Genomic DNA, 21,949 nt, shown 5'->3' on the forward strand with positions numbered 1-21,949 from the left:
TTCGCATTCGCGGATTAATGGGAATGGCTTCGTTTACTGAAAATCGTGAAATCATCAGTGCGGAATTTAACCGACTGAACCAATTATATCAGAAATATGCGCTCGTGCACAATTTTGACGTATTGTCTATGGGTATGTCGGGTGATTATCCGATCGCAATTGAAAACGGCAGCACTATGATTCGTGTCGGCAGTGCTATTTTTGGAACCCGATAAAAGTTTGAGAATTTGTACGCAATAGTAGATGTAGAAACCACCGGTGGAAAGTATAATGAAGAGGGAATTACCGAAATTGCCATCTACAAATACGACGGAAATGAAATTGTAGATCAACTCATTAGCCTAGTTAATCCCGAAAAACCGATACAACCTTTTGTTCAAAAACTGACAGGCATTAATAACGCCATGCTTGTAAACGCACCGAAGTTTTATGAACTTGCCAAACGTATTATTGAGATAACCGACGGCTGTTTTCTGGTAGCACACAACGCCGAATTTGATTATCGGATGATTCGAAACGAATTTGCACAACTCGGCTACGATTTCTATGCACAAACGATAGATACTGTTCGATTAGCGCAAAAGTTACTTCCTAACCAAGAAGCGTATTCTCTTGGAAAATTGGTACGAAGTTTAGGTATTCCGATCGCCGACAGACACCGGGCATCGGGCGATGCTTTAGCGACATTGAAGCTTTTTAAATATTTGCTTGAACGCGACACTGAACGCGAAATTCTACAATCAGTAATCAAATCCGAACGTACTAACGAACTTGAACCGCGAATATTCGATGCCATTCAGAAATGCCCGTCGGCGGTAGGTGTGTTTTTCTTTCACGACAAGAACGGACAAATCATTCATGCGGGAAAAAGCAGTAACATTCGAAAGAAAGTAAATCAGTATTTTTTGGGAAAAGAGCCTTGGAATAACTTTTTACGAGAAAATACCTACGAAGTAACGTACGAACGCACTGGTTCTGAGCTTATTGCCGACTTAAAACTGTTGGAATTTCTGGAAACAGCAACGTTAAAATACGTGCACAAACCAAGAAAATCGCAGCCAGCAAGTTGGTCATTTAAAATAGAAGATCAAACAATAGTTCATACCATTTCTTCGCGCAAGCAAAATCAAGCTGCACAATATTTTAGCGGAGCTTCAGACGCAAATAAATACGTTCGAGCGCACTTTTCAAATGTCTTGAATTTCAAAACTCAAATCGTAATAAACGACAAAATCGCTTTTGAAAATGAGGTTGTTGCGTCGGAAGAACAGGACGTAAAATTAGCCGAACTCGAAAAGGCAAATTTGAATAAGCGAGATTTTTTAGTGGTTGGACAAGGTCGTACGTATTCCGAAAGAAGTTTTATTCGTTTGAAAAACAATGAGTTATTGGGATATGGTTTTTTTGATTTGAATTTTCAAATCGCCAATCTTGAAAAAGTAGAGAAAAATACCGTTCCGTTGATTCACGCACCAGCACGTGTCTTATTAATTCACCGCTTTTTGCGTCGGCAGAAGTTTGCAAAAACTATCGACTTACCTTCATGAAACCAAACGTATATTTTGTAGTTGGTCCGACAGCCATTGGAAAAACAGCGTTCGCTATTTCATTGGCAAAACAACTTCATACAGAAATTATCAGCGCTGATTCTCGGCAATTTTATCGCGATATGTATATCGGCACAGCAGTTCCCAGTATCGATGAATTAGCAGCAGTACCGCATCATTTCATTCAACATAAAAGCATCTTCGACAACTACAGCGTTGGCGATTTTGAAAAAGAAGCACTTGTTAAAATCGACGAACTTTTAAAGGCATTCGGCAGTGCAGTTGTGGTTGGTGGCAGCGGTTTGTATGTCGAAGCGCTGATCAAAGGTTTAGACGTATTTCCAGATGTTCCCAATGCTGTGCGCACGGAAGTACGTGATTTATATCAAAGTGAAGGACTTTCGGCTATTCAAAATCGACTTCAGCAACTCGACTCGGAATACTATAACGAAGTGGATCTACAAAATCCGCAACGTATTTTGCGAGCGCTGGAAGTGTCGCTTGCCAGCGATAAGCCGTACTCTTTTTGGCGAAATCAAAATCAAGTGCACAGAAATTTTGAAACAAAGCTGCTTGGCTTAAATACCGAGCGTTCTCTTATTTACGAACGTATTAACAAACGAGTAGACATCATGATGGCCCACGGTTTGTTAGAGGAAGCTAAAAATTTGTACAAAAACAGACATTTAAACGCTTTAAATACTGTTGGTTACAAAGAACTATTCCAATATTTCGACGGAGAAATTTCATTGGAGAACGCCGTTGAAGCGATAAAAATGAATACGCGCCGTTTTGCAAAAAGGCAGCTCACTTACTTTCAAAACCGATTGTCGGCTACGTGGTTGGAAATCCAGCAGCTTCCCGATATCGAAGTACTTTTGAAGGAACTGTAAAATCTGCGAAACAAAAAAGCCGTCTTAAAAAAACGGCTAATCTCTTGGTATAATTGAACGTTGTTATGCCAACGCTTTATTTTTCACCACTAATCTAAAACCTTCTCCGTGGATGTTGAGGATTTCAACGTTCTCATCCGACTTTAGATACTTACGCAATTTCGCGATGTAAACGTCCATACTTCTAGAAGTGAAGTAGTTGTCGTCTCTCCAAATTTTGGTAAGTGCTAATTCTCGCGGCATTAAATCATTTTCGTAAATAGCGAGTAACTTAAGAAGCTCGTTTTCTTTAGGCGAAAGTTTGATTGGCTCTTCGTTTAGGTACGTTAAGAAACGAAGCTTTGCATTCAAATGGAAATTTCCGATTTGGAATTCGAATTTCAAGGCCTCAGCTTTTCCTTCAGACGATTTACGTTGCATGATTGCTTTGATTTTCATCAGAAGCACTTCCGAATCAAACGGCTTGTTTAGGTAATCGTCGGCACCTACTTTGTATCCTTTTAGTACGTCTTCTTTCATCGATTTTGCCGTCAAGAAAATCAAAGGCACGTCTTTATTTTTCTCACGAATTTCTTTCGCTAACGTGTAGCCATCTTTATAAGGCATCATAACGTCTAAGATGCACAGGTCGTATGTATCTTTCTTAAACTTTTCAAAACCTTCCATGCCGTTTTTAGCAAGAGTTACGTCGAAGTCGTTTAAGATTAAGTAATCTTTTAAAATAGATCCAAAATTTGGATCGTCTTCAACTAGCAATATTTTTTTGTTTTCTGTTTCCATACGTCAATTTATTAACGGTATTTTTAAAATAAATGTACTTCCTTTTCCTTTTTCACTTTCGACAGTAATGCTAACATTATGGTCGTCGGCAATTCTTTTTACATAAGCCAAGCCTAATCCGTGGCCTTTTACGTTATGAACGTCTCCGGTATGTTCGCGATAGAACTTTTCGAAGATTCGTTTTAGAGCAGCTTTACTCATCCCTGCACCTTGATCGGTGATTTTCACAAGAATAAAATCTTTCAGATTTTCAGTGAAGACATCGATTACTGGCGGCAGCGGAGAATATTTAATCGCATTATCAAGAATATTCACAAACACGTTTGTAAAATGTACATCGTTTAGTAGGGCAACATCTCTTTGTGCTTCGAAATGTGAACTTACCTTTCCTTCACGATCTTCAATAATTAAACGAACATGCTCCATGGCGTCCTCTAAAATCTCGTGCACAGAGACCGATTCTTTAGAGATATCGAGCTCGCGTTTTTCTAATTTTGAAATTCTTAGAACGTTTTCAACTTGTGCGTGCATCCGTTTATTTTCCTCGCGAATCATACCCAAGTAACGGCTCATCTTCTCTTCATCAGCCTTTACCTTTGGATTTTTTAACGAATCTAGTGCCAAGTTTATTGTTGCGATTGGCGTTTTAAATTCGTGTGTCATATTATTGATGAAGTCGGTTTTTATTTCCGAAATCTGTCTTTGCTTAATCAATTGATTTAGGGCGCTGCTGTAGGCAATGATAATTAACAAAGTAAATAAAGCCGACAAAATTGTAATGTTCAACAATTCAGAAAAGAGAAATTTTTTCTTTTCGGGAAAGGTGAGCATCAATTTATACTTACTTTCGCCTTGGCTATTTGTTAAAATTCTCGTTGAAAACGTCTCACCTTTAATTTCCTCGAAGTTTTCGCTTTTGATTTTTGTTGCCAATCCATTTTCGTAGACGCCAAATTCGAAAGGCGTTAGCACATCCGCATCTCGAAGTTCCTTACTTAGCATTAATCGCAAACGATCTACGGAAATACGATCACTTAACGATTTATTTTCGACTATGTCTTTAAAGAAGATTTCGTATTGCGCTTTGTCAAGAAGATCAATTTTTCCTGTTTTTGTCACGGTTAATGATGGTGACACATTTTGCTGAAAATCAGCATTATCTAGAGCAGATCCGGAATAAACTTGTGTTTTACTTTTTGAGATAAAGTTAGCTGCCATAACTGAATCTCGTTTTTTGTCAAAGAACGATAAATTGTAATCTTCTGCCACGATACTGTTGCTATACACAATAGTTTCGTTGGTGAGTTTATTTTGTTGTACCAAAATAAAGTTGAGTAAATCACTCTGTTTCGGACTTGTACCAATACTGTCTTTCAATCGATTGTACTCGGCTAACATGCTATAGGTTTCTTGTTGCTGAAGGTGCTCTGCAACGTTAGAAATAACCTGATTAACATGATACTTAAACTGCTCGTTGTTGTTTTGAAAGGACGTGTTGATGAGATACGATTGCACTATTATGATGCCTATCATTGACAGACTCATGAAAAAAACTAAAAGCCGAAATAAGTACTTACTCATCACAGCAAAATTAATATTTTAACAATTGTACCTTTTAACCGTTAACCAAACATTAACAAAACGCCCTTTTATTGAGAAAATTGTAAGAATTTATGTATTTTTTCAATCTGACCGTAAAGTTCTGTAAGATTATTATTGTATATTATAAAGCTACTTTGAGAAAGTCTTATATGGTCTGAGGTTTGCAGCGCTATTCGGTCTAAAATTTCCTGACGCGACATCTGATCGCGACGAATTACGCGTTCAATTCGCATCTCTTCGTCTGCAATTACTGAAATAATATAATCGAAATCTTCTTGTCGATTATTTTCGAATACAAGAGCCATTTCGTTAATTGTATACGAAGCCGATTGGTTTCTGTCACAAAACAATCGGTATTGGTCTGCAACTGCAGGATGAATAACGGCTTCAACCTGTTTTTTCAATATAGGATTTGTAAACAAATGGCTCTTTAGGTAAGATAAGTCTACTTTGCCCTCAATTATTATAGGAGCTGTGACTTCTTGCGAGAGCTTTAAAATTACGTTTGGTTCGAAATACTGTGCTTTTGCAACCTGATCGGCATAAAAAACGGGCACACCAAAACTTTCAAAAATTTTGGCTACGGTCGATTTCCCGCTGCCAATACCACCTGTTAGCACAACTTTTTTCATTTAAAAAATAATTTAGGGAAGAGTTCTTGCGGTTCTTTCTTTGAAAACAGTAAAATTATCGTTGTTTCTAAAAAGTGAATTCCATAGCCAAACATCATAATATATAAAGCTTTTACAGCTAAAAATCCGACAACTAGGCTTCGATACTTTATTATAGCGGATAGAAGTACAAGCAAGGAGTAAACAAATAATAAAAAAATAGGTATTGTACTTAATAGTGAAATTAGTACAGAAAAACAGGTATAAACAACGAATAGTGTTGGTAACCAAAAGGTTGGTTTTGCGTATTCCGGATACCACTTATTTAAAATAGCTCTTGTAGCTCCGAATTTAGAAACCTGCAGGTGAAATTTATCTAAGTCGACTCGCCTTTTGTGACAAACTTTTGCCGTAGGAATTAGCTGTGTTTTAAATCCTAATTTCCAGAGACGAAACACCAGCTCAGGATCTTCTCCAGGATGTATCTTAGCAAAACCGCCGGTAGCGAGAAAAGCTTCCCGCGAAAGTCCCATGTTGAAGCTTCGTGGCTGAAACTTAGTTACTTTTTCAGAACCTCCACGAATTCCGCCAGTAGTAATGGGTGCTGTCATAACAAAATCGATTGCCTTCTGGACTTTCGAAAACGATGGATCGGAATCGTCGGGACCTCCGAAACAATCGACATACTCTTCTTTTAAAGATTTAGAAACTGTAGTTAGATAATCCTCAGGAATGATACAATCTGAATCAAAAATCAAGAAGTAATTACCCATTGCCTGCCGCATGCCGTAATTTCGGCTATCACCCGGACCAGAATTTGATTTCTTTAAATACTTGAGATTTAGTTTATCGATAAAAGGACGAACCACGTTACTAAGATCCACACTTGAACCGTCGTCGATTACAAGAACTTCAAAAGGTTCATTAAAACTGGTTTTTGCGATGCTATCTAAAAACTCGAATAATTCGTCTTGACGATTATAAACGGGAACTATAATTGAAAAAAAGATATCCATGTGTCAAAGATACGCTGAGTTTAGTGCAAAAAAAATCCCTCGGCGTAAACCGAGGGATTTGATATCGAAAAGAATCAAATTAGTTTTTGATAACTTTTACAGTTTTAGTCATATTATCTGCGGTTACTTTCACAATGTAAGCACCTGCTGCTAATGTTGACATATTTACTTTCACTTCTGTTCCGTTTGCAGTTTGAGAAAGTACTTGCTGACCTACGATATTGAATACAGCTACATTAGTAATGTTAGTGTTGTAGTTCAATGAAAGTACATCGTTTACTGGATTTGGATAAATAGATAGTTTTGTAGAATTGAAATTATCTGTTCCAAGTAAAGATGCGTCGAATGCAGATACAGAGAAAGTACCTACGTTGTCGTTGTTATATTCATAAACACGTAGATAAATATATTCACCTGGTGTTCTGTTAGACAACACTAAACGGCTGTAGCTTCCTGTAGATGCTCCGTCGTCATCGCATGCGATTTGAGTAAGCTGACCACAAGCTCCGCTGTAAGCAGTAACAACAGTATCAACACCTGTATCACCTGCTGAACTGTCGCCAGTTTCAATTGTTAGAGATCCTGATGCAGGAACTTCAACCATACACCATACGTCGCCACCAACATAACCAGCACAAGTAGTCGGGTTACCCATATTAGTAGCTGTAGCACCACCGTTTGAAACATCGATGGCTTGTTCCTCGTACGCACCACCTACATTCATAAATATTGCGCCAGAACACTCGTCGTTTGCTGGAGGACAATCGGTAATAGTAACAGCGTTAGTATCGAAAACACAAGTTTCGTCTTGATCGTTTGCTACAGTAAAGATTACATCAGTACCAATTGCGTAAGGACCAAAAGTTACAGTACCAACTGCAGTCACAGCTTGTGGGTTTGAACCTTGATCATCAGAAACTGTAAGCGAAGTCGCTGAACCCATGTTTGTGATTGAAACGGTAGCGAAGAAAACTTCACCGTTAGCGCAATCAGCAGTTGCAAGTACACTTGCCACAGCGTTTGTACAAGAAGGTGCACAAACGATATTAAAAGTATGATTTCTAGCAGTTGTCCCCTCTGAATCAGTAAGGATTAAGTACTCAACTCCCGCTGTCAAAATACCAATCTCACGAACAGCAGCAAAGCTTAAATCATCGATACATGTCCAACCAGTGCTGTCACAAACATCATCTGCCACTTTGTAGAAATAATCAACATAACCACCAGTCGCTGCTGTAACCTGTAAACTATACAAACCTGTTGTTTCAGGAGTGAATGAGTAAATAATCTCAACTCCAGGAGTGCTGAAGCCGCAAGTAGTCACATTCCATGCACCAGCACCAGCTGGAACGGCTAAATCAACAGACTCTCCACAAGCTGCAATAACTATTGCATTATCACATGAAGGAGGACAAATGTAGTTGAATGTTCCAAGTGGGATATTACATGCTTCTTCAACGCCGTGAAGTAAAGTTAATGTTACAGAAGAAAGGTTTTCAAATGGACCCACAGTATAAGTTCCAACAGCTGTAACTGGTGTTTCATTTGAACCATCAGAAATACTTGGAGTACCGCTACCTAAATCAGTAACTACAACTTCAATGTTGTATTGACCGTTATCACAATCCGGCACCACAGTTGCCGTAGCAGCAGCTGGTGTACAAGAAGCTTGAACGATGTTTACAGTAAAATCAACAACAACGGCGTAAGAACCATCGTAGCACGGATCGAAGTTAGCGACTGGCATAGTATCTGCAGTTACAAGTCTCATTCTGTGCTCACCAAGAGGAGCGTCGGCTGGAACAATGAAGGACGCATCGTAAGTTGTTGGATTAGTTGCTAATGATTGACCAGTAAACAAAATTTCATCCTCTGTAAAATTGAAATCATCGTTTAAGTCGATAACAACATACGTATTGTATGTATAACCAGTTGCAAAGGTAATCTGTAAGTTGTTAACTAAACCTCTGTTTAAATCTACGATTTCCGCAGAATTATCTTGGTAGGTTACATCTGGAATAGCATATTCAGATTGACCTATAACAATAGAAGTAATACCTGCACCATCGTTACTTGATGGAGCAGAAACGCAGTAACAGCCATCTGGAACGGTAGTAAAAGTTTGCTCGGCACAACCGGTTGCAGGACCAAAATCATTATAAGCAATTACTGTGAAGTAGTAAGTAGTATCGCGATTTCCGCTGAAAGCGAACTCAGTTGCTAAACCTAAATCTTCTGCTTCAACGATTTCAACACCACCAGGGGTAGTTCCCACGTTAATTAGATATCCGTCAGCACCTTCTACTGCCGACCAAGCGATAGTATTTTCGTAGTTACCACAAGAAGCATCAGGTGTTGCTACTGCATCTGCAACACACTCAGGAGCCGAAGTTGGAAGCGGTTCCCACACGATTTCGTCTACACGAAGTGTACTGAAAGTTCCGCCACCACCGTGCTTAAATGCAATAAACATGTCTGTCGTAGCTGGGAATGCCACAGTCTCAAGTGACCAACCATTTTCGGTAACAATAGTTTCTACAAGCGTGAATGTTGAGATATCGCTAGGGTCTGTAATTGTCCCTACTTCAATTGGATCATCACCAAATCCATTAGCAAAAAATTTAACGCGGTGTGTACCTGCGGCAAGTTGAGCCAATGGAGGTGAAACTAATGCAATTTGAGCGTTTGCGTCGTTAGAATTGTTTAATTCATAAGATCTTGCGGTACCGTTAGCTCCTGAAAACGTTACTACACCAGCAGATGCGAAAGCTGCCGTGGAGTTAACAATCTTCGAGTAACAATCCGGAGTAGTTCCCCCAGCAGAATTTTCAAAATCCGTTGTCAAATCTGAAAACGGCTCACAAAGCGTTATGAAATTAGTTGGACCAACCCATCCGCTTGCTAATGTTCCGCTACAAATAGCACGAACATAAACTGAATAATTAGTAGCAGGGCTCAAATTTGTAGCGTTAAAAGTAGCTGCACCCGAAACCGCAGTACCCGCAGTACCCGCGTCAGGCGCACCTGCGCCAACTTCAGTAATGAAAACTTCCCAAGCCGTTTCGCTACCATTCACCTGCCAAGTAATAGTTGAAGTAGTAGTTGTAATGTCTTCGACTACCGCAGCGCCAGGATTTGGACATGCTTGTACAATGCCTTCGAAAATGATTGTTGGAACCGCAGCAGCAACTCCTCTAGATAAAAATCCATTAAAGTCATTGTTTGGATCAGCCGGATCTGGATTAGTACCGTCTGAAAATGCATAGATAGTTCTGTTTCCACTGACAGCAGTATTCCAAAAATCATCAGTTGATGCGTCATAATTCACTGAATTCTCTTCGACAGCAACAATTAGATTATCAGTACCGTTGTAATCGAACGGCGTATCGAAAGTAATTGTATACCATCCAGGACCGTTTACTGGGTATGGACCTGAATAAACTTGTGTAAAATTAGCAATATCTTCCCAGTCTGCCTGATCCGCAAACGATTCACGTGAAGATTGCGCTAAATAAACTACCCATTGCTGTGAATTTGGTAGCGCAGTTGTACCAGAAAAATAGTATTGGATTCCGGTAATTTGACCTGAAGCGTTGATCTCCGAAGCGAGATAAACGGATTGCGAGTAGGTGTAACCGTAAAAAGGCTCGATCGGCGCATTGCGCGTTTCATCGTTGCCTGTTCCGACTTGCACCTGAGCAAAACCTCCTACCACGAAAAGGCAAAGAAGCGCCAAGGTTAGCGTAATTTTTTTCATTTAGTAAATAATTAAGTTATCGTCGGCTAATTTAAAAATAAATCTTAATTTTTTGCTAAACATTCCGTAACGATTTCATGTTTTTTTGTTAATAAACCGCATTTTTAACTTTTGTTGACAATACTACAACAGCCGTAAAACAAAAAAGCCTCGAAAATAATCGAGGCTTTTAATGTAAATATTTGGAGTATCTAGTTCTTAACTATTTTTATAGTTTCTACACTATTTCCAGCTTGAACTTTCAACAAGTACGTGCCAGCAGCAAGGCTCGAAAAGTCGACTCTAGCTTCTGAATTATTTACATTTTGAAGTAATACTTGTTGACCAACAATATTGAATACTGAAATATTCGAAATTATATCCTGATTTGAAACAGTCAATGTATCTTTAACAGGATTTGGATACACAGCCGATTTTTGAATATTCTCGTCTCCTACACTTAGAAGCGAAGCATCAAAGGCAGATATTGAAAATGTGCCCACTGCGTCGTTATTATATTCGTAAACACGTAAGTAGATAAGCTCTCCTGGAGTTCTTCCGCTTAGAACCACTCGGCTGTAACCGTCTGCAAATCCTGGTACCCCATCATCATCGCAGGAAATTTGAGTTAGCGCGTCGCATGTTCCGGTGTAAGCAGTTATTACTGTATCGATTCCCGTTCCGCCGGTCGAACTATTACCAGTTTGGATTGTCACTGAACCTGATGCAGGAACTTCTAATACATACCAAATGTCACCTCCATCATAACCGAAACACGTTGTTGGTTCAGCTTGCTCAGAATCTGTAGCGCCAGCATTCGCAACGTCAACAGGCTGTTCTTCGATAGCACCGCCAACAGTAAGTGAAATTGCATTTTCACATTCATCATTTGCAGGTGGGCAGCTTGCTACCGTAATTGCATCATAAGCATTAAAACAAGTTTCGTCTTGATCATTTGCAACTGTAAATATTACTTCGGTTCCGATTGGATATGGACCAAACTCTAGTTCCCCTAACCCAATAATTGTTTGTGCAGGCGAACCTTGATCATCGGTAACAGTTGCACCGGTAGCCGTTCCAAGAAAATCAACTTCAACAAAAACGAAGAATTCCTCATTTTCTGCGCAATTAGCTTCTGAAACAAACTGTGCTTGCGGTGCTGTACAAGCAGGCGCGCAAACGATGTTGAATGTTTGTGATTTTGCTGTTGTAGATTCAGCATCGACTAAAATAAAGTACGAAACTCCTCCAGTCAGAAAGCCGATTTCTGCAGTAGCTGCTGCATTAATATCGTCGATGCATTCCCACCCGTTTGCATCGCAAGTAGCTCCTTCTACTGGTTTAAAAAAATAATCTACGTAACCGCCCGTTGCTGCAGTAACTTGTAATTCGTAAATCCCTGTGATTTCAGGTGTAAAGACGTATAGTTTCTCCTGACCAGGTGTGTCAAAACCACATGCTTCCACATTTAAGGTTCCGTTTCCGGCTGCTAAAGTATACGACACTTCTTCTCCACACGCTTCTATTTCTGTAGCTGCTGAGCAATCTATTGTCGTTGTGAATGTTACAGCGCTTGACCAAGTACTTAATAGGCCTCCGCTGCATACGGCACGAACATAAACGTTATATGTGGTGGTTGCTGTTAAATTTGAAGCTGCATATTGTGCCGTTCCCGAAACAGCAACTCCTGCATCTGCTTCAGTAGGAGCTGGTTCTGATGCTGGAACAACAAATATTTCCCAGTTTGATTGATCTCCTGCATTCCATGTAACTGTTGCTGAAGTACTCGTAACTCCATTTACAGTTAAACCTCCTGGTGTTGCACATGCTTGCTGAATTCCTTCAAAAATGATGTTTGGCACAAATGCCGCAACACCCGTAAAAACATCCGCTCCGTCGGGAACGTCTGTTGGATTCGTGGGATCAATGTTTAAGTCGTCTGAATACGCATAAATCGAACGATTTCCTGTTACTGGTGAATTCCAAAAATCATCGCTAAAGCCATCGAAATCATCTTGATTTTCCTCCACAGCAACGATTAAGTTATCGGTACCGTTGTAATCAAACGGAACATCGAAATTGATTGTGTACCATCCTGGTGCGGTAACTGGAAAGACTCCTGAATACACTTGCGTAAACGTTGCTATATCTTCCCAATCGGTTGCGTCGGCAAAAGAAGTGCGGTCGGAAGTTTTGAGATAAACAACCCATTCTTGACTACTTTCTAAACTTGTTGTACCCGAATAGTAGTATTGAATCCCCGTAATTTGACCTGTTGCATTGATCTCAGAAGCTAAATAGATAGACTGTGAATAACTGAAATTGTAATACGGCTCAATCGGAACGTTTTGCAACTGATTGTTACCCGAGCCAACTTGAACTTGGGCTATACTGCTCCATGCAAACGCGCACAAGAACAATACTGTTAATGTAATTTTTTTCATGTAATTAAAAATTTATTTAGAGAGCGAAGGTAGAGATAATACCGACATCAAAACTCGGCGAGACAGCGTAAACATTGGGTTTTTTCTAAAAATTATCCCAATTAACACTCAATATTTTCACAAAATAGCTGTTACAGGTCTTTTGAACTTAGTAAAATCTATTTCGTAAGGACGTTTTTCGCAAGACGGATTGGAGCCAAGTAGCTGCAGAAGGGCCTAAGCCCGAACTGCACTACTGCGGAAAGCCGGGTGCCGGCAAAAAGAATTTCCACTAAATAGCCGGCACTTGCCCAAAAAAAATCCCTCACAAAGAGGGACTTAATTTATTTGATGCTTGGTACATCGACTAGTTCGTTGGCTTCAGCGTCGTAGTCGACTTCTTTATAGCCAAAACCAAACAGATTTAAGAAATCGTTTCGGTAACCTTCCAAATCTCCGAAGCCTACGAGCGACTCGGTATCCGATTGTTCCCAAAGCTTTGCAATTTCTGCTTGAATTTCGGCATCCATTTCCCAATCGTCTATACGAATACGTCCTTCGGTGTCGGTAGGAACTTCGCCCGATTTAACCAAGCGCTCACTAAACAAACGATACATTTGTTCGATGCAGCCCTCGTGTGTTCCTTTAGATTTCATGAGTTTGTACAACAGCGAAATGTACAGCGGAATTACTGGAATAGCGCTACTAGCTTGGGTTACCAATGCTTTATTGACAGAAATGTACGCTTTTCCGTTGATCGATTTAAGTTGCTCGGTTATCACATCGGCGGTAGCTTCCAAATGATCTTTCGCACGACCAATAGTTCCTTTTCGATAAACGGCTTCGGTTACTTCTGGGCCAATATAGCTGTAGGCCACCGTAACTGCATTTTCCGCCAGAACACCTGATTCAAGGAGTGCATCCATCCACATTTGCCAGTCCTCGCCGCCCATAACAGTAATGGTATTTTGAATATCATCTTCGGTTGCAGGTTCAATACTTATCGTTGAAACAACTCCGGTGTGGAAATCGACTGTTTTATTCGTGAATGTTTTCCCGATAGGCTTTAACGCGGAACGGTGTAAAACGCCGGTTTTTGGGTGTAAACGTACAGGTGAAGCCAAAGAATACACGACACAATCGACCTGACCAAGATCTTGTTTAATTAAGTCGATTGTTTGTTGTTTGATGGCATCCGAAAATGCATCGCCGTTGATGCTTTTAGCGTAGAGTCCTTTTTGAGCGGCTTCTTCTTCAAATGCTGCTGCATTGTACCAACCGGGCGAAGCTGTTTTGCCTGGTGATGCCGGTTTTTCAAAAAACACTCCTATGGTTGCTGCGCCGGAACCGAAAGCGGCAGTAATTCGTGAAGCCAAGCCAAAGCCAGTACTGGCACCGATGACCAAGACTTTCTTGTAGCTATCGAGTGCAGGTTGTTGCTGTACGTAGTGGATTTGATTTTTAACGTTCTGTCTGCTGCCGTCTGGATGAGCTGTTAAGCAGATAAAGCCGCGCATTCTTGGAGCTATAATCATAATTGTAGTTGTTTTTGATGTTACAAAGATATTATTAAACCTGAGTTATCGGAATTAAAAATAGATGAGCGTTTCGGTTTACGACGAGGTTCTGTGTAATAAACTTCGTGCGTGTTCGATGGCAGCCGCCGATGCTGTGGAACCGGAAATCATTGATGCGATTTCGGAAATTCGCTCTTCGAGATCGAGACGAAGTACTTTTGTTTCGGTTTCTGTTCCGTTAACTGCTTTGCTTACGCGGAAATGTTCGTTGGCAGCAGCAGCAACTTGCGGCAGGTGCGTGATCGCGAATAATTGCATATCGGACGCCATTCCTCGCATGATTTCAGACATTTTGTAGGCAATTTCACCAGATACTCCGGTGTCGATTTCGTCGAAAATGAGCGTTGGCAACTTACTGTGTTTGGCGAGTATGGATTTTATTACCAACATGATTCGAGAAAGCTCACCACCCGATGCCGATTTTCTCAAAGCTTGCAGATCGGTGCCTGGATTAGCCGAAAAAACAATTTCGACGTCGTCGATACCTGTGGTTGTGAAATCGGATGTTTGTTGAAGAGTCAAAGCAAATTTCGCATACGGCATACCCAGTTCTTTGGTGAGCACGGCCAATTCGCTTTCGAGTTTTGGAGCCGCTTTTTTTCGAGCTTCACTGAGCGTTTGCGCAACTTGTTGTAAGGCAGCGCGCTGTTCATTAGCCGTTTTTTTCCACAGTTCGAGTTCTTCTTGATTGTTTTCTATGGCAGAAATTTGTGCTTCTAGTTGGTTTCTGACGTCAATTAAGTCGGCATCCGACGAAACTTGATGCTTTCTAAATAGTTGATATAAGGTGTCGACTTTTTCCTGCAGCGCTTCTTTCTCCGCTGGATTTGCTTCTATGGCATCGATTTGTGCACTTAATTCTTTATCGAGCTCGCGTACATCAATGAGCATTGAAGCAATTCGATCGTGAAAATCTTGGTAGTCGGGATGAAAGTCGGCGATTCGTTTAAGTTTTGCTTGAATTTGATTGAGTTGTGAAGCGACAGAAAACTCGGTATCGTCGATGCTGTATTTTGAAAAAGCCAATGCCTCTTTGATGGTTTCGGCGTTTTCAAGTTTATTGAGTTCGCCTTCCCAAATAGCCTGATCGCCCTCTTGAAGTTGGAGCGCCTGTAACTCTTCAAAAAGAAAAGTATTGTAATCTTTAGCTTTTTGAGCTTCGTAGAGTTCGCGTTCTTTATCGGCAATTTGTTTGAGCAGTTTTTGATGTGCTTTTAACTGCGTTTGAAACAACTGTAGCTGTTGCGTTGTTTGCGCAAATGCATCTAGGAACGCAATTTGGTAGAGTTTATCGCTGAGATTTCGCGTGTCTTGTTGCCCGTGAATATCGATTAACTCGGCAGCTAATAGTTGCAAGGTATTCACTAAAACCGGTGCATCGTTAACAAATGCTCGTGATTTTCCGTTTGGAAGAATTTCTCTACGAACTATGGTTAACGGATCGTAATCCAAATCGTGCGTTTCGAAGAAATCTTGAAGCTGATATTTCTCGATATCGAACTCGGCTTCAACGATACATTTCTCTTCTTTGTCGTAGAGCGCTGTAGTATCGGCACGATCGCCGCGTATCAGACCTAATGCGTTTAACAATATAGATTTTCCGGCACCCGTTTCACCTGTAAGAGCGGTGAAACCTGCCGTAAATTCGAGATTTATCCGGCGTAAAAGAGCAAAATTCTGTATCGATAGGGAACGAAGCATATGGGCATAAATAAATCGGAACCCAAAGGTATTAAATTTTAACTGAGGTCCATTTACTGGAGTTCATTGGCGACAGTTTATTTAACATGTTCGATAATTCGATGGCGTTTGTTTCCGGACCGCCCGAGAAAATCTGCTGAATTTCTTCGGCTTTAGCATCAAAGAAAATACGCGTTAAGAAGGCGTTTGGACGAACTTTGTGAACTTCGTCTATGCTCATTATTGCACTTTTAACTGCTGTTTTTGCTTCTTTTATGTCATCGGTCATACGGTCGAGACCCAAACGGTGGTATTTGTAGATTGCGGTTCGGAGCGGAAGAAATGTATTTGATAGCATATCGGCAGCTAAAAAATACCGATTTTGATTTCCGTCGGTTTGGTTCCAGCCTTTACCGCCTTGCCCTTGCGATAAGCTCACGATGTTTTGTGCCGCAGCGAAGTACGGAGTTCCGCCCGCTTCTGAAAAAGTATCTTGATCTAAACCAATAATATAGTTGGCATAGAATGAAATCACTGCCACTAAATTTGAGGTAAAGGAGTTTGGATCGTAGAATAAATTTTCAAATTCGACGTATCGAAAGATGAAATCTTTGTCGTTGTAATTGAAAACGGGACTTTGATAACCTGCGTTGTAAACAGGTCTTGACGACTGAATTTGAAGCGAAGCCACAAACTGATCGTTATTGTAGGAACTCACCGTAATAAACATACTGCATTCGATGCGTTCTTTCTTTTTGAAATCTAAATCAGACCATTTGGTATTATTAACCAACTCGGTAAGCGATTTTTCTAAAGTTTTAAAAATCTGCTGGTTGGTTTTCGTAATCTGATTTGAATTTACTTGAACCACGCAGTTCAATTCTTGGGAAAACGAAAGCGTCGTGAAAATAGAAGTAAGAAGAATCAGTATTTTACGCATGGGTCATTTGTATAATTCTTTGAAAAATAGCCGCTGCAACATTTTCTTTAGTCATTAACGGCAAATCGGTTGCGGCTTTGTGGGCATCGATTAAAGTTACTTTATTTGTTGGAACTCCAAATCCTGCACCTGCATCTCTTAGCGAATTTAAAACAATCAAATTTAGATTTTTGCGCTCAATTTTTAAACAAGCGTTTTCAAATTCGTTTTCTGTTTCCAACGCAAAACCGACCAAAAACTGCTTAGCTTTCTTAGAGCCGAGATCGGCTAGAATATCGACGGTCTTTTCCAATTCTAAATGTAAACACGATTCTTTCTTTTTTATTTTCTCAGGAGCAACATTTTTTGGTCTATAATCGGCGACGGCGGCGGCGGCTATCGCGATATCTACCTCGGCATATACTTCTAAACACGCCTTATGCATTTGATCAGCCGTTTGAACTCGTGTGATGTGGATGTTTGGATTTTGAAGATGCAAATGACTCGGACCGCTTACTAGAAAAACTTCTGCACCGTTACGAGCCGCTTCTTCGGCCAAGTCGTATCCCATTTTTCCTGTAGAATGATTTCCTACAAATCGCACCGGATCAATGGGTTCGTAGGTCGGTCCCGCTGTTATAAGTACTTTTTTTCCTCGAAGCGGAAGTTGCTGTAGCAGATGATTCTCGATAAAACTGATAATATTTTCGGGTTCAGCCATACGACCTTCGCCACTTAATCCGCTGGCGAGTTCGCCCGATTCAGCTGGAATCATAATATTATCGAATGATTGTAAGCGTGCGAAATTCTCTTTTGAAGTTTCGTGCTTATACATATCCAAATCCATCGCTGGTGCGAAATACACCGGACATTTCGCCGAAAGATAGGTAGCTAACAACAAGTTATCGCAAACGCCGTGTGCCATTTTAGATAGCGTGTTTGCGGTTGCAGGAGCAATTAGCATGAGATCAGCCCACAGAGCTAATTCAACATGATTGTTCCACTTGGCTTCCCTTTCATCGTCGTTATAAAAATGAGAAAACACTTCTCGTTTCGATAGCGTTGATAGCGTAAGTGGTGTAACAAAGTCTTTTGCCGCGTCGGTTAGAATGACTTGAACTTCTGCGCCAGCTTTAATAAACAAACGGACGAGTTGCGCCGTTTTGTATGCCGCAATCCCGCCCGATACTGCTAATAAAACTTTTCGTCCGTTAAGAACTGACATCCGGACTATTTGTTAGCGTCGCGGTGGTAAATTTTATCTTCCATCCACTCTTGCACGGCTAAAGCGTGAGGCTTTGGAAGCTTCTCATAATATTTTGATACTTCGATTTGCTCTTTGTTTTCGAAAATTTCTTCCAAAGAATCGTTGTAAGTAGCAAACTCTTCCAACTTCTCTGTCAACTCTTTTTTAATTTCAGCGTTGATTTGGTTAGCTCTTTTTGCGATTACGGTAATTGCCTCGTAAATGTTACCTGTTGGTTTTTCGATGGCTGTTTTGTTGTAAGTTACCGTATTTACTGGTGCGGAGGCTTTCTTTAGATCCATAATTATTATTTCGAAAAAGATTTTAAGTCGTTATTTAATTGTTCCAACATTTCGTCGGCTTTTTTTCTGAATTTAGATTCTGGTGCAAATTTAATCAAAGTTGCATGTGCTTGCTTCGCTGCGAGCAATCTTTCTTGTTTTTTACTTTCTATCGAGTTAATTGCTAGTTGATAAGCTGAATCGAATCGGTAGTACAAAGCTTCTTCTTTAAAAGGCGTCCCTGGAAATTCTCCCAAAAAGATATCGAGTGCAACTAAGGCCGACTTATGGTCGCTAATCGTGTTGTACTGCTTCGCAATTTCAAAGTTCTTTTTTTCAATTTTTTCACGCATTTGCTTAACCACTTCGTTGGCTTCAGCTAAATACTTGGAATCAGGATAATTATCGATAAAACTCTGTAATTTATCAATAGCCTTGTAGGTATCCACTTGATCTAAACTGTAGCGCGGTGATAATTTCGAATAAGAAATAGCGCCCAAATAAGCTACCTCCTCTACTTTTTCTGAGCGCGGATAACTCGACACAAAGTTATCAAACTGGTAACCAGCACTGTAAAACTCCTTTTCTGCATAGAAGGATTTTCCATACATATAAAAAAGCTTTTCAGCTTGCGGCTTTCCGCGATATGTTGGCGCAATTTGTTCAAACAAACGAAGTGCTTTTTGGTACTTTTTAGCTTCGTACATTTTCTCTCCAATCTTGTACTTCTGAGCTACATCTTCGTTTTTTAGCGCTTTCTGATACTCACTACAAGAAGCAAGAACCAGTAAAACTAAAAACAACGCAAAAATTCTTTTTATCATAAAGCGAAAAGCTAACTATATACACTCAAAAATTAAGTGTGCAAAAATAGTGATTTATATTGATAGTAAACGAATCGATTTTAAGTACGCACATGCCACTCAAAACCGTGAGGAAAACGACACATCTAGTAAATTAGTGTGCGGATTTTAAATAAGTGGCAATTTTAGCTTTCAAGGAATCGGTTGCGGCAACTAAAGGCAAACGTACCGCATTTTCACACAAGCCGAGTTGCGCCTGCATTTCTTTAATGCCTGCCGGGTTTCCTTCTTCAAAAATCAAATCAATGGCAGGGGCAATTTGGTAATGCAACGCAAAGGCTTCGTCGACTTTTCTCTCCAAGCCAAGCTGCACCATTTTAGAGAATGCCCCCGGAAGTCCTTCGCCGATTACCGAAATAACTCCGGCACCTCCCGCTAAAATAATAGGTAAGGTAACCATATCATCGCCTGAAATAACTAGAAAATCTTTGGGTACAAGTCGTATTAACTCCAGCGCCTGAACCACATCGCCAGCGGCTTCTTTTATTCCGATAATGTTTGAAAAATCATTTGCCAATCGCGCAACCGTTTTTGGCAACATATTACTAGCAGTGCGACCAGGCACATTATATAAAATGATCGGAAGCGGACTCACTTGAGCTAAAGCAGCAAAATGCTGGTAAATGCCTTCTTGCGAAGGTTTGTTGTAGTACGGACTCACCGATAAGATGGCAGAAAATCCAGTAAAATCGGCTGTTTGAAGCTCTTCAATCAAAGCAGCAGTATTGTTCCCTCCTACTCCCAAAACCAAGGGCAAATTTTTGGTGTTCGCTGCTTTTATGCAATCAATGACCTGCTTTTTTTCGGTCGAAGTAAGTGTCGCTGGCTCGCCCGTGGTACCCAAAACAACCAAATAGTTGACGCCATTATCGGAAACGTACTTGACAATACGGGTTAAAGCTTCAAAATCGACTTCTAAATTGCTTTTGAATGGAGTAACCAAGGCAACGCCTGTTCCGATAAATTGATTTGTCATGAAAATAAAGTTAACAATTAGTTGATATTGAATTCGACGTAAATGTACGTTCTTACACGAAAAGCATCTTACTTTGCAACAAAGTTAAAAAACTTACGAAAACGATGGTAAATCTAGGAAAGTATCCGTTTTTGCGGTACAGTCTTATCACAATCTTAACGTTGCTAATCGTTGTTGGCTGTAAATCAAATCACAGCGTAACAGCAATATCTGGCAAGGAAATCAAGCTCGTAGATTCGCTTCCAAATGCGCAACAAGTAACCGACTTCATTCTTCCCTACAAAAAAAATCTCGATCAAAAATTAGACACGCTCTTGTGTTACAACCCAGTAGCGTTGGATAAATCTAGTGGAAAGTGGCAAACAAATATTGGAAATTGGCTGGCACAAAGCTGCTACGAAATTTGCAATCCAATTTGTGAACGAAACTTCAATACAAAAATCGACCTCGTACTTTTCAATCACGGAGGTATTCGGTCTAATTTACCAAAGGGCGATGTGACCCTACGAAACGCCTTTAAAATTATGCCGTTCGAAAATACCGCAGTAGTCGAAACGCTCGATGCTGCACAAATACTCGAAATTTGCCAGTACATGATCGTCGAAGAAAAACCGCACCCGCTCTACGGTTTGAGCTTTACGATCGATGAAAAAGGTCAGGCAATCGACATTAAAATTCAGGGAAAACCGCTAGACAATTCCAAAACTTATATCGTTTTAACTTCCGATTATTTAGCAAACGGCGGCGATAAAATGACCTTTTTTCAGAAGTCTAAAAAAAGGCTCGATTTACAACTCAAACTTCGCGATGCCATAATTCAGTCGTTTAAAAAGAATAAAACGGTGCAATTTTCTAATGAGGTTTTGATAACCGATAAAAGATCGTAATCATGAATAGAAGACACTTTATCGCACAATCGGTTTCGGCGTCGTCGTTGCTGCTTTTACAGCCCACCTTCGCTTTCTCGGCTGCTAGTAAAGCAAAAAAGCTGGTCATTTTACACACAAACGACGTTCACAGTCATATTGATCCGTTTCCAAAAGAAGATGCAAAGTACTCCGGACAGGGCGGAATTGCGCGTCGAGCAGCGGTTATCGAGCAAGTACGTCGCGAAAACGAGCAGGTATTGTTACTTGATAGCGGCGACATTTTTCAAGGCACACCGTACTTTAATTTCTTTGGTGGCGAACTCGAATTCAAGTTAATGTCGATGCTCGGCTACGACGTGGCAACGGTTGGAAATCACGACTTTGACAACGGTGTTTCTGGATTTTTAAAACATCAAGAACACGTAAAGTTTGCATTTGTAAATGCGAATTACGACCTCAAATCCGCTGGCTTGAAAGAAGTTTTGAAACCCTACAAAATTGTGAATAAAGGGGGATTGAAAATTGGAATCTTTGGTCTGGGAATCGATTTAAACGGCTTGGTCGAAGCTCGAAATTGCGAAGGCGTTGTGTACCGCGATCCGGTTGGTATTGCCAACGAAATTGCAGCCGAACTCAAGCAAAAGCACTGCGATTTAGTGATTTGCTTATCGCACCTCGGCTACTCGTACCGCGACAACAAAATTTCCGATGTAAAACTCGCTGCGCAATCGGAAAACATCGATTTAATTCTCGGCGGTCATACGCACACTTTTTTGGAAAAACCTACGGTAATCGACAACAAAATCGGCAAGAAAGTACTTGTAAATCAGGTTGGTTGTTACGGTTTGCAACTGGGTCGCCTCGACTACACGTTTGTCGAAGGTTCGTACGACACGTCGAAAACGGTTATTCAACTGTAAGAAAATCTGT

18 protein-coding genes are annotated in these 21,949 nt (G+C 40.4%); 5 read left to right on the top strand and 13 right to left on the bottom strand.

The genetic code is table 11. The features are described 5' to 3' along the window. The 3 genes from ACOVQQ_RS13050 to miaA form a co-directional block, all read left to right on the top strand. Positions 1 to 215: alanine racemase (locus tag ACOVQQ_RS13050; protein ID WP_421818580.1), on the top strand; the 215-nt coding region annotated here is incomplete at its 5' end. Between the two features lie 12 nt (positions 216 to 227). Beyond that, on the top strand, positions 228 to 1,547 hold the full coding sequence (locus tag ACOVQQ_RS13055; RefSeq protein ID WP_421818581.1) for an exonuclease domain-containing protein: 1,320 nt from the start codon (positions 228 to 230) through the stop codon (positions 1,545 to 1,547). Beyond that, positions 1,544 to 2,440 carry a tRNA (adenosine(37)-N6)-dimethylallyltransferase MiaA gene (gene miaA / locus ACOVQQ_RS13060; RefSeq protein ID WP_421818582.1) on the top strand — a complete coding sequence of 299 codons (897 nt, stop codon included), beginning with the start codon at positions 1,544 to 1,546 and terminating at the stop codon, positions 2,438 to 2,440. Before ACOVQQ_RS13055 ends, miaA begins: the two co-directional genes overlap by 4 nt. 63 nt (positions 2,441 to 2,503) lie before the next feature. On the opposite strand, the gene ACOVQQ_RS13065 is transcribed toward miaA, so the two are convergent. The 13 genes from ACOVQQ_RS13065 to dapA all read right to left on the bottom strand — a co-directional run bounded on the left by ACOVQQ_RS13065 (position 2,504) and on the right by dapA (position 20,150). Continuing rightward, on the bottom strand, positions 2,504 to 3,220 hold the full coding sequence (locus ACOVQQ_RS13065; protein ID WP_094486659.1) for a response regulator transcription factor: 717 nt from the start codon (positions 3,218 to 3,220) through the stop codon (positions 2,504 to 2,506). Between the two features lie 3 nt (positions 3,221 to 3,223). Continuing rightward, entirely contained in the window at positions 3,224 to 4,801 is a 1,578-nt protein-coding gene (locus ACOVQQ_RS13070) for a sensor histidine kinase (RefSeq protein WP_421818583.1), read from the bottom strand. 68 nt (positions 4,802 to 4,869) lie between these two features. After that, positions 4,870 to 5,454, bottom strand: a complete 585-nt coding sequence (gene coaE / locus ACOVQQ_RS13075; RefSeq protein WP_421818584.1) for a dephospho-CoA kinase — start codon at positions 5,452 to 5,454, stop codon at positions 4,870 to 4,872. After that, entirely contained in the window at positions 5,451 to 6,449 is a 999-nt protein-coding gene (locus ACOVQQ_RS13080; RefSeq protein ID WP_421818585.1) for a glycosyltransferase, read from the bottom strand. The genes coaE and ACOVQQ_RS13080 overlap by 4 nt, the downstream gene beginning before the upstream one ends. Before the next feature lie 79 nt (positions 6,450 to 6,528). After that, complete coding sequence (locus tag ACOVQQ_RS13085) at positions 6,529 to 10,206, bottom strand: T9SS type A sorting domain-containing protein (RefSeq protein ID WP_421818586.1); 3,678 nt, start codon at positions 10,204 to 10,206, stop codon at positions 6,529 to 6,531. Positions 10,207 to 10,397: 191 nt separating this feature from the next. Then, a complete protein-coding gene (locus ACOVQQ_RS13090; protein WP_421818587.1) occupies positions 10,398 to 12,629 on the bottom strand; it encodes a T9SS type A sorting domain-containing protein in 2,232 nt (743 codons plus the stop codon). 323 nt (positions 12,630 to 12,952) lie between these two features. After that, positions 12,953 to 14,143, bottom strand: coding sequence for an enoyl-ACP reductase FabV (gene fabV / locus ACOVQQ_RS13095; RefSeq protein ID WP_421818588.1), 1,191 nt, complete (start codon positions 14,141 to 14,143; stop codon positions 12,953 to 12,955). 78 nt (positions 14,144 to 14,221) lie between these two features. Beyond that, positions 14,222 to 15,886 (bottom strand): DNA repair protein RecN, encoded by a 1,665-nt coding sequence (recN, locus tag ACOVQQ_RS13100; RefSeq protein WP_421818589.1) that lies wholly within the window; start codon positions 15,884 to 15,886, stop codon positions 14,222 to 14,224. Between the two features lie 31 nt (positions 15,887 to 15,917). After that, complete coding sequence (locus ACOVQQ_RS13105; protein ID WP_421818590.1) at positions 15,918 to 16,805, bottom strand: DUF4835 family protein; 888 nt, start codon at positions 16,803 to 16,805, stop codon at positions 15,918 to 15,920. Beyond that, positions 16,798 to 18,009 carry a bifunctional phosphopantothenoylcysteine decarboxylase/phosphopantothenate--cysteine ligase CoaBC gene (coaBC, locus tag ACOVQQ_RS13110; protein ID WP_421818591.1) on the bottom strand — a complete coding sequence of 404 codons (1,212 nt, stop codon included), beginning with the start codon at positions 18,007 to 18,009 and terminating at the stop codon, positions 16,798 to 16,800. Before coaBC ends, ACOVQQ_RS13105 begins: the two co-directional genes overlap by 8 nt. Before the next feature lie 5 nt (positions 18,010 to 18,014). Then, on the bottom strand, positions 18,015 to 18,332 hold the full coding sequence (locus tag ACOVQQ_RS13115; protein WP_094486668.1) for a DNA-directed RNA polymerase subunit omega: 318 nt from the start codon (positions 18,330 to 18,332) through the stop codon (positions 18,015 to 18,017). 5 nt (positions 18,333 to 18,337) lie between these two features. Continuing rightward, positions 18,338 to 19,132: an outer membrane protein assembly factor BamD gene (locus ACOVQQ_RS13120; protein WP_421818629.1), complete on the bottom strand. Its 795-nt coding sequence runs from the start codon at positions 19,130 to 19,132 to the stop codon at positions 18,338 to 18,340. A gap of 136 nt (positions 19,133 to 19,268) precedes the next feature. After that, positions 19,269 to 20,150 (bottom strand): 4-hydroxy-tetrahydrodipicolinate synthase, encoded by an 882-nt coding sequence (gene dapA / locus ACOVQQ_RS13125; RefSeq protein WP_421818592.1) that lies wholly within the window; start codon positions 20,148 to 20,150, stop codon positions 19,269 to 19,271. A 104-nt stretch (positions 20,151 to 20,254) separates the two neighbouring features. On the opposite strand from dapA, the gene ACOVQQ_RS13130 reads away from it, so the two are divergent. After that, entirely contained in the window at positions 20,255 to 21,037 is a 783-nt protein-coding gene (locus tag ACOVQQ_RS13130) for a 5'-nucleotidase C-terminal domain-containing protein (protein WP_421818593.1), read from the top strand. A 2-nt stretch (positions 21,038 to 21,039) separates the two neighbouring features. Further along, positions 21,040 to 21,939, top strand: coding sequence for a bifunctional metallophosphatase/5'-nucleotidase (locus ACOVQQ_RS13135; protein ID WP_421818594.1), 900 nt, complete (start codon positions 21,040 to 21,042; stop codon positions 21,937 to 21,939). Positions 21,940 to 21,949: the final 10 nt, after the last annotated feature.

Source organism: Flavobacterium sp., assembly GCF_049240005.1.
Taxonomy (GTDB): domain Bacteria; phylum Bacteroidota; class Bacteroidia; order Flavobacteriales; family Flavobacteriaceae; genus Flavobacterium.

Coding starts and splice junctions, on each gene's coding strand:
- recN (WP_421818589.1), bottom strand. CDS start 15,886: ATGCTTCGTTCCCTATCGATACAGAATTTTGCTCTTTTACGCCGGATA.
- ACOVQQ_RS13070 (WP_421818583.1), bottom strand. CDS start 4,801: ATGAGTAAGTACTTATTTCGGCTTTTAGTTTTTTTCATGAGTCTGTCA.
- ACOVQQ_RS13130 (WP_421818593.1), top strand. CDS start 20,255: ATGGTAAATCTAGGAAAGTATCCGTTTTTGCGGTACAGTCTTATCACA.
- ACOVQQ_RS13115 (WP_094486668.1), bottom strand. CDS start 18,332: ATGGATCTAAAGAAAGCCTCCGCACCAGTAAATACGGTAACTTACAAC.
- ACOVQQ_RS13105 (WP_421818590.1), bottom strand. CDS start 16,805: ATGCGTAAAATACTGATTCTTCTTACTTCTATTTTCACGACGCTTTCG.
- coaBC (WP_421818591.1), bottom strand. CDS start 18,009: ATGTCAGTTCTTAACGGACGAAAAGTTTTATTAGCAGTATCGGGCGGG.
- ACOVQQ_RS13065 (WP_094486659.1), bottom strand. CDS start 3,220: ATGGAAACAGAAAACAAAAAAATATTGCTAGTTGAAGACGATCCAAAT.
- miaA (WP_421818582.1), top strand. CDS start 1,544: ATGAAACCAAACGTATATTTTGTAGTTGGTCCGACAGCCATTGGAAAA.
- ACOVQQ_RS13135 (WP_421818594.1), top strand. CDS start 21,040: ATGAATAGAAGACACTTTATCGCACAATCGGTTTCGGCGTCGTCGTTG.
- ACOVQQ_RS13080 (WP_421818585.1), bottom strand. CDS start 6,449: ATGGATATCTTTTTTTCAATTATAGTTCCCGTTTATAATCGTCAAGAC.
- ACOVQQ_RS13085 (WP_421818586.1), bottom strand. CDS start 10,206: ATGAAAAAAATTACGCTAACCTTGGCGCTTCTTTGCCTTTTCGTGGTA.
- fabV (WP_421818588.1), bottom strand. CDS start 14,143: ATGATTATAGCTCCAAGAATGCGCGGCTTTATCTGCTTAACAGCTCAT.
- dapA (WP_421818592.1), bottom strand. CDS start 20,150: ATGACAAATCAATTTATCGGAACAGGCGTTGCCTTGGTTACTCCATTC.
- coaE (WP_421818584.1), bottom strand. CDS start 5,454: ATGAAAAAAGTTGTGCTAACAGGTGGTATTGGCAGCGGGAAATCGACC.
- ACOVQQ_RS13090 (WP_421818587.1), bottom strand. CDS start 12,629: ATGAAAAAAATTACATTAACAGTATTGTTCTTGTGCGCGTTTGCATGG.